The sequence below is a fragment of the Micromonospora sp. RP3T genome (assembly GCF_003027925.1).
In the GTDB taxonomy this organism is placed as follows: Bacteria; Actinomycetota; Actinomycetes; order Mycobacteriales; family Micromonosporaceae; genus Micromonospora.
Window position 1 is genome coordinate 1 of sequence record NZ_PYPS01000070.1, and the last position, 12,266, is coordinate 12,266.

Sequence of the window (12,266 nt, forward strand, 5' to 3'; positions counted from 1 at the left end):
AGTTACGGCGGTCATGGCGGAGGGGAAACGCCCGGTTACATTCCGAACCCGGAAGCTAAGCCCTCCAGCGCCGATGGTACTGCACTCGGGAGGGTGTGGGAGAGTAGGACACCGCCGGACAATCTTCGAGTTCAGGGCCACCCTTCGGGGTGGCCCTGAACTGCGTTTCACCGACTCTGCACGCCCTCGCGGATCTCCCGGAACAACGTGGCGGCGTCGTCGACCGCCCGGCCGGGGAACATTCCCATCGCCACGCTGCCGTGATCGGCCCAGCCGCACACCGCGAAGTCACCGCCGTCGCCGCTCGTGGTGCCGCACTTCATGACACCGCCCAGACGGCCGGCGTCGACCTCGCGTACCGCCGAGACCTTGCCGGTCTCGTCGGCCATCAGGCCGAAGAGCGTGTCCAGGTCCCGTTCGGGCTGCCAGAGCAGCGTGGTGCCGCCGAACAGCAGCACCGACCGCTTCGCGTCCGCCGGATCCGAGTAGACCGCGCCGAAGCTGCGGTCCAGGTCGATGTCGGCGGCGAATCCGTCGCGCAGGTACTCGGCCGTGCTGCGGGCCCGGTCGCTGTCGTCCCGAGTGAGCCCGGCCACGCCGGGCGGCTGGGTGAGCTCGGTGTCCTTCTGCTGGAGCACCCGCCAGCCGCCCAGGCCGAGCGCGCCGGCGCCGGCGAGGCCGGCCGCCAGGACTGCGGCCAGCACGACCTTTCGACGTCGCGAGACGGGCCGTCGTTCGGGTTCCAGCGCGGGGTCGCGGCGGCTCAGTCGGATCGGCTCGTCGGTCAGCTCGACCGGACCGTGTCCCCCGTCGACCTGACGCTCGGTGAGATGCGCGTCGGACATGTCCGCCACCGTACGCGAATCACCGGTGGCGCACGTCAGGTCTCCGGAAGCGCTCCGTAGACTTTGAGGGTGACCGAGAGACTGGATGCCCGACGCCCCGACGCCCCGACCCTTGCCGGCCAGTACCAGCCCGGCGAGGTAGAGCAGCGACGGTACGAGCAGTGGGTAGCCGGCGGGCACTTCCGAGCCTCGGCGCAGAGTGACAAGCCGCCGTTCGCCATCGTCATCCCGCCGCCGAATGTCACCGGCTCGCTGCACATGGGCCACGCGTTCGAACACACGCTGATGGACGCGCTCACCCGACGCAAGCGGATGCAGGGCTTCGAGGCGCTCTGGCTGCCCGGCATGGACCACGCCGGCATTGCCACCCAGAACCTGGTCGAGCGGCAGCTCGCCGGTGAGGGGCTGTCCCGCCACGATCTCGGGCGGGAGAAGTTCGTCGAGCGGGTGTGGCAGTGGAAGGCCGAGTCCGGTGGCGCGATCCTGGGCCAGATGCGCCGGCTCGGCGACGCGGTCGACTGGGACCGGGAGCGCTTCACCATGGACGAGGGCCTCTCCCGGGCCGTGCAGACCATGTTCAAGAAGCTCTTCGACGACGGGCTGATCTACCGGGCCAACCGGATCATCAACTGGTGCCCGCGTTGCCTCACCGCGCTCTCCGACATCGAGGTCGAGCACACCGACGACGAGGGCGAGCTGGTCTCGATCCGCTACGGCGACGAGGTCGTGGTGGCCACCACCCGGGCCGAGACGATGCTCGGCGACACCGCGGTCGCGGTGCACCCGGACGACGAGCGGTACCAGCACCTGATCGGCACCGAGGTGGCGCTGCCGCTCACCGACCGGCGCATCCCGATCGTCGCGGACGAGCACGTCGACCCGAGCTTCGGCACCGGCATGGTCAAGGTGACCCCGGCGCACGACCCGAACGACTTCGAGATCGGGCAGCGGCACGACCTGCCCTCGCTGACGATCATGGACGAGCGTGGCGTGATCACCGCGCCGGGGCCGTTCCAGGGCCTGGACCGGTACGAGGCCCGCCCGGCGATCGTGGCGGCACTGCGCGAGCAGGGCCGGATCGTGGCGGAGAAGCGGCCGTACCTGCACGCGGTGGGGCACTGCTCGCGGTGCAAGACGACCGTCGAGCCGCGCCTGTCGTTGCAGTGGTTCGTCAACACCGGGCCACTGGCCAAGGCGGCCGGCGACGCGGTGCGGGACGGCCGGGTGAAGGTCGAGCCGGCCGAGCTGGCCAAGCGCTACTTCGCCTGGGTGGACAACATGCACGACTGGTGCATCTCCCGCCAGCTCTGGTGGGGCCACCGCATCCCGGTCTGGTACGGCCCGGCCGGCGAGATCGTCTGCGTCGGCCCGGACGAGGCCGCACCGACCGGCGAGGGCTGGCACCAGGACGAGGACGTGCTGGACACCTGGTTCTCCAGCGGCCTCTGGCCGTTCTCCACGCTCGGCTGGCCGGAGCAGACGCCGGACCTGGCCAAGTTCTACCCCACCAGCGTGCTGGTCACCGGCTACGACATCCTGTTCTTCTGGGTCGCCCGGATGATGATGTTCGGCCTGTACGCGATGGACGGCGTCCAGCCGTTCGACGTGGTGGCGCTGCACGGCATGGTCCGCGACGAGCACGGCAAGAAGATGTCGAAGTCGTTCGGCAACGTGGTCGACCCGCTGGACTGGATCGACCGGTTCGGCGCCGACGCCACCCGCTTCACGCTGGCCCGCGGCGCCAACCCCGGTCAGGACGTGCCGGTCAGCGAGGAGTGGTGCCAGGGCTCCCGCAACTTCTGCAACAAGCTGTGGAACGCCACCCGGTTCGCGCTGCTCAACGGCGCGCACACCGACGGTCCGCTGCCGGCGGCCGGTGAGCTGTCGACCGTCGACAGGTGGATCCTGTCCCGGTTGGCGCACGTCACCGCCGAGGTGGACGAGCAGTTCGAGGCGTACGAGTTCGCCAAGGTCTGCGACCTGCTGTACCACTTCGCCTGGGACGACGTCTGCGACTGGTACGTGGAGCTGAGCAAGTCGGTGCTCGCCGAGGGCGGGCCGGCGGCCGACGCCACCCGCCGGGTGCTGGGCCACGTGCTGGACCAGTTGCTGCGGTTGCTGCACCCGGTGATCCCGTTCGTCACCGACGAGCTGTGGGCCGCGCTGACCGGCGCGGAGACGCTGCTGGCGGCCCGGTGGCCGGCGGTGGACCGGACCGGGATCGACGACGCCGCGGAGGCGGAGGTCGCCACGTTGCAGCGGGTGGTGACCGAGGTCCGCCGGTTCCGTTCGGACCAGGGGCTGCGGCCGACCCAGCGGGTCGCCGCCCGGCTCGACGGCCTGGCCGGCGCGGGCGTCGCGGCGCACGAACCGCTGATCCGGTCGCTGGCCCGGCTCGACGCCCCCGGCGACGACTTCCAGGCCAGCGCCACGTTGGCCATGCCCGGCGAGGTGAGCGTCGCGCTCGACACCCGCGGCGCGATCGACGTGGCGGCCGAGCGTGCCCGGCTCACCAAGGACCGCGCGGCGGCCGAGAAGGAGGCCACCCAGGCGCGGGCGAAGTTGAACAATCCGGCGTTCGTCGGCAAGGCGCCCGAGGCGGTGGTCGCGAAGATCCGGGAGCGGCTCGCGGTGGCCGAGACGGACCTGACCCGGATCGACGCCGCACTGGAGGCCCTGCCCTCATGAGCGACCGTACCGACCACGCCGCGTTCGTCGAGGTGGAGGCCGCGCTGAACGCGCGCGGCTTCACCCGGATGCGGTTCGAGCTGGAGAAGATCGAGAGCCTGCTGGACCTGCTCGGCAGTCCGCAGCGGGCGTACCCGTCGATCCACCTGACCGGCACCAACGGCAAGACCTCGACGGCCCGGATGATCGATTCGCTGTTGCGGGCGTTCGGGCTGCACACCGGGCGTTACACCAGCCCGCACCTGGAGACCGTCCGGGAGCGGATCAGTCTGGACGGCGAGCCGGTGAGCGAGGAACGGTTCGTCTCCACGTACCGGGAGATCGCGCCGTTGGCCGAGTTGGTCGACCAACGATCCGCCGAGCCGCTGACGTACTTCGACCTGACCACGGCGCTGGCGTTCGCCACGTTCGCCGACGCCCCGGTCGACGTGGCGGTGGTGGAGGTCGGGCTGGGTGGCGCGGAGGACGCGACAAACGTGATCCAGGCCGGCGTCGCGGTGATCACGCCGATCGGGCTGGACCACACCGAGTGGCTGGGCGACACGATCGAGGACATCGCGCTGCACAAGGCGGGCATCATCCACCCCGGCGCCACGGTGATCGCCGCGGCGCAGGAGGAGGAGGCGGCCCGGCCGATCCTGGAACGCTGCGCCGAGGTCAACGCCACGGTCGCCCGGGAGGGCGCCGAGTTCGGGGTGATGCGCCGGGCGGTCGCCGTCGGTGGTCAGGTGCTGACCATCCAGGGCCTGGGCGGGGTGTACGAGGAGATCTTCATTCCGCTGCACGGCGCGCACCAGGCGCAGAACGCGGCCGTGGCGCTGGCCGCGGTGGAGGCGTTCCTGGGGGCCGGCGCGCGGCGGCAGCTCGACGTCGAGGCGGTGCGGGAGGGCTTCGCCGCGACCAGCTCCCCGGGCCGGCTGGAGCGGGTGCGTACCGCGCCGACGGTGCTGCTCGACGGCGCGCACAACCCGCACGGGATGGCCGCCACCGTGGCCGCGCTCCAGGAGGAGTTCGCGTTCAGCAAGCTCGTCGGCGTGCTGGCGGTGCTCGGCGACAAGGACGCGGCGGGCCTGCTCGAACTGCTGGAGCCGGTGCTGGACACGATCGTGGTCGCGGAGAACAGCTCGCCCCGGGCGATGCCCGTCGACGAGCTGGCCGAGCTGGCCCGGGAGGTCTTCGGGCCAGACCGGGTGCAGGTGACCCGGGACATGCCCGACGCCATCGAGGCGGCGGTGGCGGAGGCCGAGTCCGACGTGCCGGGCGAGCTGGCCGGGGTGGGCGTGCTGATCACCGGTTCGGTGGTGACCGTGGCCGACGCCCGCCGGCTGCTCAAGCGATGACCGGCCCGGAGCAGCGCCCGGACGCGCAGCCGGGGCCGGAGCAGTCGGGGCCGGAGCAGTCGGGGCCGGAGCAGTCGGGCGGCGTCCGCCGCTCCGGGCTGCGCAACCCGGACCGGGCGGTACGCGGGCTGGGCGCCGGCACGCTCGCGCTGGAGGCGCTGGTGCTGCTGCTGGCCATCCAGCCGATCCGGGTGGTCGGCGGTGACCTGGGCGGCGCCGCGATCGGCGTGATCGTCGCGCTGGCGGTCGCCTGTGTGGTGCTGGCCGGCATGATGCGCCGCCCCTGGGCCTGGCACGCCGGAACCGTGCTCCAGGGCCTGCTCCTGCTCTCCGGGCTGCTGCACTGGTCGCTGTTCGGGCTCGGCGTGATCTTCGCGTTGGTGTGGGCGTACGCGCTGCACGTGCGGCGGGTCATCCTCGGCTGAGCACTGCCCCGCGTGTTAAGCCGGGGCCCCTCCTCTACCGCAGGCGTTAAGAAGGGGCCCCGCCTTGCACCTTCAGGCGTCGGCGAGGGTGCGCCACTGGGTGAGGGCGACGCCGTGGCCGTCCGGGTCGCGGAAGGCGGCGGCCCAGACCTCCAGCTTGGTGCCTCGGTTGACCACCCGCGGGGCGTACGTGAAGCGCACGCCGGATTCACGCAGCCGCTCGTACGCCGCCTGGATGTCGTCGACCTCCAGGTTGACGTGCACCAGCCGGCGGCTGATCGGGGCGGCCCCGGTCACCCGGCGCAGCACCAGCCGGGTCGGCCCGGAGGAGAGCACGGCGTTGCCCTCGCCCCGGTCCATCTCGTCGAAGCCCAGCTCCCGGTAGAAGTCGAGGGACCGGTCCAGGTCGGTCACGAGCAGCGTGATGCCGACCCCGCTGATCGGGCTGGCCAGCTCGTCCGGCTCGGCGTCGCCGACCGGGCCGAAGATGGCCTCGTCCAGCTCCTGCGGGGTGGGTGTGGTGGCGGACTCCGGAGCGTCCAACGGCACGTCGATCGACTCCACTCCGACCGTGTCCGGATCCTGCTCCTCGGCCGGCGGGCGGGGCGCCGGCGCGCGGCGCGGGAGCGGGCCGAGGGAGGTCGGCTCGACCAGTTGCCCCTCCAGCACGACCGGGCCGCCGGGCCGCTGGTGCATCACCACCGGCTCACGGTCCTCGCCGCGCAGCGTGACGTCGTCCAGCAGCGGGTCCGGTGCGGGCGGGTAGTCGTCGCGGAAGTCGTCCTCCGCGGCGCGCCCGGCCCACGGCGGCGCCTCCTGCCCGAAGAGCGGCTCGTCGAGCGGCTGTTCCGGACCGGCGTACTCGGGCGGCAGGTCGGCGACCGTGGCGGCGTTCTCGGCGTGGGTGGGCACCTCGTCCCAGAGCACCCGGACGTGGCGCTGGTCGTCGAGGGCCACCCGGACCGGCAGCGCCTGGCCGAGCGAGGGCCACTTGGCCACCGGCACCCGGGGCTCGATGATCTTCTTGGAGCGGGGCGGCAGCCCGGGGGCGTCGATCACCAGCTGCAGCTCGCAGCGACCGAACGCGTACTGCGTCGGTGGTTCGGACGCGCTGTGCACGTGCCCCAGGCCGACCACCCAGGTGCGGCCACCGCCGCGCACCGTGGCCAGCGCTATCGCGAGCACCAGCAGCGCGACGCCGAGCGCCACGATCGCCCAACTGGTCATGCCGAGCCCGAACAGGGTCACGAAGGCGGCGACGGTGCCCAGCACCGCGCCGATCAGTTTGCGTACCGGCGCGATGGTGCGGTTCCCGCCATTCGCCACAGTGGACCTCCCAGGGGTTCCAAGGCCAGGCTAGGCCGCCGCGGCGGGCCAGGGAAGACGCAGCCGCCGCGCCGGCGCCGGGACCGGGTCGCTACGCTGACCGTACCCAGCCTGACCCCGGTTCGTGCACAGGAGGAAACCAGCGTGTCCAGCAGCAGCCCGGCAGAGCGGACGCTCGTACTGATCAAGCCCGACGCGGTGCGCCGCGGTCTGGTGGGGGAGATCCTGTCCCGTTTCGAGCGCAAGGGCCTGCGGATCGACGCGCTGGTGAGCCGGACCGTCGACGGCGACTTCGCCGACCAGCACTACGCCGAGCACGTCGACAAGCCGTTCTACCCGCCGCTGAAGACGTTCATGACCGGCGGCCCGCTGGTGGCCCTGGTGCTCTCCGGCGACCAGGTGATCGAGGTGGTGCGCGGCATGATCGGCAGCACCGACGGTCGCAAGGCCGCCGCCGGCACCATCCGTGGCGACCTGTCGCTGTCGAACCGGGAGAACCTGGTGCACGCCTCCGACTCGACGGACAGCGCCAAGAGCGAGATCGCGCTCTGGTTCCCCGAGCTGGACTGACCGCAGCCCGACCGGCGCGGGCCCGTCCGGTTTCAGCCGGCGACCCGGGTGAGCTTGTCGGGGTTGCCGACCAGGTAGACGCCGGTGATCCGGCCGCCGGCCGCGGTGATCCCGAGCGTGTAGCGGGCGCCGTCCGGCCAGCTCAGTACCAGCGCCGGTGCGCCGTTGAGTTCGACCGACGCGATCCGCACCCCGGGCCGCCGGCGGCCGTACACCCCGGCGAAGAAGCGGGCGATCCGGTCCGCGCCGTACAGCGGGTTGCGGGCCGCGCGGATCCGCCCGCCGCCGTCGGACCAGGCGGTGGCGTCGGCCGCGACCAGATCGGTCAGCCGGGCCAGGTCGCCGTCGCGCGCCGCGGCGAGGAACGCGTCGAGCAGTCGGCGCTGCTCGGCCGGGCCGGCGGTGAAACGCCGCCGCTGCTCGGTCAGCCGGGCCGCCGCGCGGTGGTGCAGCTGGCGGCAGTCCGCCGCCGACCGGTCCAGGATGTCGCCGATCTCCGCGTACGGCAGCGCGAACGCGGTGTGCAGCACGTAGACCGCCCGCTCCGGCGGGGTGAGCTGTTCCAGCAGGTGCAGCAGGGCGTTGGAGACCGTCTCCCGTAACTCGACGGTCTCCAACGGCCCGAACGGGGACGGGTCGGTGGGCACCGGCTCGGGCAGCCACGGGCCGACGTACGTCTCCCGGGCGGCCTGCCGGGCGCGCAGCCGGTCCAGCGCCAGCCGAGTCACGACCCGGGACAGGTAGCGGCGCGGTTCGGTGACCGTTTCCCGGTCCACGCCGAGCCAGCGCAGGTACGCCTCCTGGAGCACGTCCTCGGCGTCGTGCAGGCTGCCCAGCAGCCGGTAGGCCAGCCCGAGCAGCATCGGCCGGTGCGCGGTGAGCGCACCGGCCGACTCCGCCGCTGGAGTGGCTGTCACACCTCGCGCGGCGGCTGGGTCCGACTGCTGATCACGATCCGGTTCCACACGTTGATTGTGGCGATCGCGACGACGAGGTCCGCCAGCTCCTTCTCCGACCAGACCTTCGCGGCGGCGTCCCACACGTCGTCCGGCACGCCGTGCTCGCCGAGCCGGGTGACCGCGTCGGTCAGCGCCAGCGCGGTCCGCTCCCGCTCGTCGAAGAACGACGGCGCCTCCCGCCAGGCCGCCACCGCGAACAGCCGCCGGCTGTCCTCCCCGGCGCCCAGCGCGTCCCGGGTGTGCATGTCCACGCAGAACGCGCAGCCGTTGAGCATCGACGCCCGCACCTTCACCAGCTCCAGCACGGTGTGGTCCAGGTTGCCCCGGACGTAGGTCTCCAGCCCGAGCACCGCCCGGTACGCCTCCGGCGCCACCGTCGCCAGGTTGATCCGGCTCATCGTCTTCTCCCTCGTGTCGTCGGTTCACCTGCACGACGGATCCGACCCCGGCCGGTGTGACGCCCGACGGTGTGACGCCGGTCATGCGAGGTGTTAAAAGGGGCCCCCTCCTCTACCGGAGGCGTTAACCGGGGGCCCCGCCTTACTCGAAGGCGGGGCGGGGGGCGGAGCGGGTAAGCTTGGCGTACAGGCGTCGACCCGGCCATCACCGGCGAGCCTCCGGAAGAACGGCCGGGCGACCGGCTCAGTAGAACCGGACGGGACGGCCCGTCACAGCCGACAAACGAGCGGGCGGTCGCACCTCGACCGCCAAGCGGGGTGGTACCGCGGACCACCCGGGGGCGTCGTTCCAGGCGTACCCGGAGAGGTTCGTCCTCGCAGACCCACCGACGAGTGAGCTGCGCGAGGAGAGCGACCCCGATGGCCTATCCGTTGCACGACCCGACCGGCACCGGTGTCCCGGCGAGCCCGGACCTGCCCGCGGTCGAGCGTCGGGTGCTGGAGCACTGGACCGCCGACAAGACCTTCGAGGCCTCCGTGGAGGCCCGCCCGGCCGGCACGGACGGCAAGAACGAGTACGTGTTCTACGACGGCCCGCCGTTCGCCAACGGCCTGCCGCACTACGGCCACCTGTTCACCGGTTACGTCAAGGACGTGGTGCCGCGCTACCAGACCATGCGCGGGCGGCACGTCGAGCGTCGGTTCGGCTGGGACTGCCACGGGCTGCCGGCCGAGGTGGTGGCGGAGAAGCAGCTCGGCATCACCAGCAAGGCGGAGATCCTCGACCTCGGTGTGGCGCGGTTCAACGACGCCTGCCGGGCCAGCGTGCTGGAGTTCACCCAGGACTGGGAGCGCTACGTCACCCGGCAGGCCCGCTGGGTCGACTTCGCCAACGACTACAAGACGCTCGACCTGGACTACATGGAAAGCGTCATGTGGGCCTTCAAGACGCTGCACGACAAGGGCCTGGTCTACGAGGGCTTCCGGGTGCTGGCGTACTGCTGGCGGTGTGAGACCCCGTTGTCGAACACCGAGACCCGGATGGACGACGTCTACCGGGACCGGCACGACCCGACGCTGACCGTGTGGTTCGAGCTGACCGCCGACGAGAACGCGCCGGAGCCGCTGCGCGGGCCGGTCAAGCTGGGCGTCTGGACCACCACGCCGTGGACGCTGCCGTCGAACCTGGCGCTCGCCGTGGGCCCGGACATCGAGTACGCGGTGCTGGACCGCGACGGTGAGCGGTACGTGGTCGGCGCGGCCCGGCTCGGCGCGTACGCCAAGGAGCTGGAGGGGTACCAGCAGGTCGGCACCGTGCACGGCCGGGACCTGGTCGGTCGCCGCTACACGCCGCTCTACGACTTCCTGGTCGAGCCGGCCGGGCCGAACGCCTACCAGGTGCTCGGCGCGGAGTTCGTGACCACCGAGGACGGCACCGGGATCGTCCACCTGGCGCCCGCGTTCGGCGAGGACGACCAGAACACCTGCAACGCGGCCGGCATCCCGACCGTGGTCACCGTGGACGACCACACCCGGTTCACCGCGCTGGTCCCGCCGTACCAGGGCGAGCAGGTCTTCGACGTGAACAAGCCGGTGATCCGGGAGCTGAAGGAGCGGGGGGTGGTGTTGCGGCAGGACGTCTACACCCACTCGTACCCGCACTGCTGGCGCTGCGACACGCCACTGGTCTACAAGGCGGTGTCGTCGTGGTTCGTCGCGGTGACGCAGTTCCGGGACCGGATGGTCGAGCTGAACCAGCAGATCAACTGGACGCCGGGGCACATCAAGGACGGCTCGTTCGGCAAGTGGCTGGCCAACGCCCGGGACTGGTCGATCAGCCGGAACCGGTTCTGGGGCTCGCCGATCCCGGTGTGGCGCTCCGACGACCCGACCTATCCGCGTGTCGACGTGTACGGGTCGCTCGACGACATCGAGCGCGACTTCGGCGTACGCCTGACCGACCTGCACCGGCCGGCGGTGGACGACCTGGTCCGCCCCAACCCGGACGACCCGACGGGCCGGTCGACGATGCGCCGGGTGCCGGAGGTGCTGGACTGCTGGTTCGAGTCCGGCTCGATGCCGTTCGCCCAGGTGCACTACCCGTTCGAGAACCGCGACTGGTTCGAGCACCACTACCCGGGTGACTTCATCGTCGAGTACATCGGGCAGACCCGTGGCTGGTTCTACACCATGCACGTGCTGGCCACCGCGTTGTTCGACCGGCCGGCGTTCCGCAACTGCCTGAGTCACGGCATCCTGCTCGGCTCCGACGGGCGCAAGATGTCCAAGAGCCTGCGCAACTACCCGGACGTCTACCACGTCTTCGACGCGTACGGGTCGGACGCGATGCGGTGGATGCTGATGTCCTCGCCGGTGCTGCGCGGCGGGGACATGGCGGTCACCGAGTCGGGCATCCGGGACGCGGTGCGTCAGGTGCTGCTGCCGCTGTGGAACGTGTGGTACTTCTTCACGCTCTACGCCAACGCGGACGGCTACCAGGCGCGTCGGCGCACCGACTCGACGAACGTGCTCGACCGGTACGTGCTGGCGAAGACGAACGAGCTGGTGGCGACCGTCGGCGCGCAGATGGACGCGTACGACATCTCCGGCGCCTGCGCCACCGTCCGGTCCTACCTGGACGCGCTGACCAACTGGTACGTGCGTCGCTCGCGGGACCGGTTCTGGGCCGGCGACGCGGACGCGTTCGACACGCTCTCGACAGTGCTGGAGACGCTCTGCCGGGTGGTGGCGCCGCTGGCACCGCTGACCGCCGAGGAGATCTGGCGCGGGCTGACCGGCGAGCGGTCGGTGCACCTGACCGACTGGCCGTCGGCGGACGAGTTCCCGGCCGACCACGAGCTGGTCTCCGCGATGGACAACGTCCGGGCGGTCGCCTCGGCGGCGCTGTCGCTGCGCAAGGCGAAGGGCCTGCGGGTCCGGCTGCCGCTGGCGACGCTGACCGTGGCCTCGCCGGTCGCCGACCAGCTCCGGCCGTTCGCCGAGCTGGTCGCCGACGAGGTCAACGTGAAGGAGGTCGTGCTCACCGGCGAGGTGGCGGCCTACTGCCAGCAGGTGCTGACCGTGGTGCCGCGGGCGCTCGGCCCGCGCGTCGGCAAGGCGGTCCAGCAGGTGATCAAGGCGGTCAAGTCGGGGGAGTGGGAACTCGTCGACGGCGCCCCGGTCGCCGCCGGGGTCACCCTGGCCGAGGGCGAGTACGAGCTGCGCCTGGTCGCCGCCGACGCGGAGCACTCCGCGCCGCTGCCCGGCGGTGAGGGCGTGGTCGTGCTGGACACCGCTGTCACGCCGGAACTGGCCGCCGAAGGGCTGGCCCGGGACGTGGTCCGGGTGGTGCAGCAGGCCCGCCGGGACGCCGACCTGGGCATCTCGGACCGGATCGCGGTGGCGGTGTCCGCGTCCGAGGAGGTGCGCGCGGCGGTCGCCGCGTTCACCGACTTCGTGGCGCGGGAGGTGCTGGCCGACACCGTCGACTTCGTCGAGGGCCTCGACGGCTTCGCCGGCGAGGTCGGCGACGGCGAGCGCGTGGTGGTCGGCGTCCGCCGCGTGTGAGGTGTAAGGCGGGGGCCCTTCTTAGAGGTCCTAACTTAATGATGTTGGGCGTAACCGACTGGATGTGAGGCTCGTTTCGTCTGAACGTGAGGAGGGGTGAGCAGCCGCCGTGGATCGTCTCGGATGAGTTGTGGGCCGAGATCGCACC

9 protein-coding genes and 1 rRNA gene are annotated in these 12,266 nt (G+C 71.8%); 6 read left to right on the top strand and 4 right to left on the bottom strand.

The genetic code is table 11. The features are described 5' to 3' along the window. Positions 1-3: 3 nt before the first annotated feature. Positions 4-120 (top strand): 5S ribosomal RNA (rrf, locus tag C8054_RS31210). A 47-nt stretch (positions 121-167) separates the two neighbouring features. Here rrf and C8054_RS31215 read toward each other — a convergent pair. Beyond that, positions 168-845: a hypothetical protein gene (locus C8054_RS31215; RefSeq protein ID WP_107162746.1), complete on the bottom strand. Its 678-nt coding sequence runs from the start codon at positions 843-845 to the stop codon at positions 168-170. 69 nt (positions 846-914) lie between these two features. Between C8054_RS31215 and C8054_RS31220 the strand changes: the two genes are divergently transcribed. The 3 genes from C8054_RS31220 to C8054_RS31230 are packed head-to-tail and all read left to right on the top strand — an operon-like array spanning position 915 to position 5,298. Continuing rightward, positions 915-3,533 carry a valine--tRNA ligase gene (locus C8054_RS31220; RefSeq protein WP_107162747.1) on the top strand — a complete coding sequence of 873 codons (2,619 nt, stop codon included), beginning with the start codon at positions 915-917 and terminating at the stop codon, positions 3,531-3,533. After that, positions 3,530-4,873: a folylpolyglutamate synthase/dihydrofolate synthase family protein gene (locus C8054_RS31225; RefSeq protein ID WP_107162748.1), complete on the top strand. Its 1,344-nt coding sequence runs from the start codon at positions 3,530-3,532 to the stop codon at positions 4,871-4,873. Before C8054_RS31220 ends, C8054_RS31225 begins: the two co-directional genes overlap by 4 nt. Beyond that, entirely contained in the window at positions 4,870-5,298 is a 429-nt protein-coding gene (locus C8054_RS31230) for a DUF4233 domain-containing protein (protein WP_107162749.1), read from the top strand. Before C8054_RS31225 ends, C8054_RS31230 begins: the two co-directional genes overlap by 4 nt. A 72-nt stretch (positions 5,299-5,370) precedes the next feature. Here the strand turns inward: C8054_RS31230 and C8054_RS31235 are convergent, their stop codons facing one another. Continuing rightward, positions 5,371-6,624 (bottom strand): VOC family protein, encoded by a 1,254-nt coding sequence (locus C8054_RS31235; RefSeq protein WP_107162750.1) that lies wholly within the window; start codon positions 6,622-6,624, stop codon positions 5,371-5,373. Between the two features lie 144 nt (positions 6,625-6,768). Between C8054_RS31235 and ndk the strand changes: the two genes are divergently transcribed. Further along, positions 6,769-7,194, top strand: a complete 426-nt coding sequence (gene ndk, locus C8054_RS31240; protein WP_107162751.1) for a nucleoside-diphosphate kinase — start codon at positions 6,769-6,771, stop codon at positions 7,192-7,194. Between the two features lie 32 nt (positions 7,195-7,226). Here ndk and sigJ read toward each other — a convergent pair whose 3' ends face one another. Together sigJ and C8054_RS31250 are read right to left on the bottom strand one after the other, a co-directional pair. Continuing rightward, entirely contained in the window at positions 7,227-8,111 is an 885-nt protein-coding gene (gene sigJ, locus C8054_RS31245) for an RNA polymerase sigma factor SigJ (protein ID WP_233220258.1), read from the bottom strand. After that, positions 8,108-8,551: a carboxymuconolactone decarboxylase family protein gene (locus C8054_RS31250; RefSeq protein ID WP_107162753.1), complete on the bottom strand. Its 444-nt coding sequence runs from the start codon at positions 8,549-8,551 to the stop codon at positions 8,108-8,110. The genes sigJ and C8054_RS31250 overlap by 4 nt, the downstream gene beginning before the upstream one ends. A gap of 420 nt (positions 8,552-8,971) precedes the next feature. On the opposite strand from C8054_RS31250, the gene ileS reads away from it, so the two are divergent. Beyond that, positions 8,972-12,118 (top strand): isoleucine--tRNA ligase, encoded by a 3,147-nt coding sequence (gene ileS, locus C8054_RS31260; RefSeq protein WP_107162755.1) that lies wholly within the window; start codon positions 8,972-8,974, stop codon positions 12,116-12,118. The last annotated feature ends 148 nt before the right edge of the window (positions 12,119-12,266 follow it).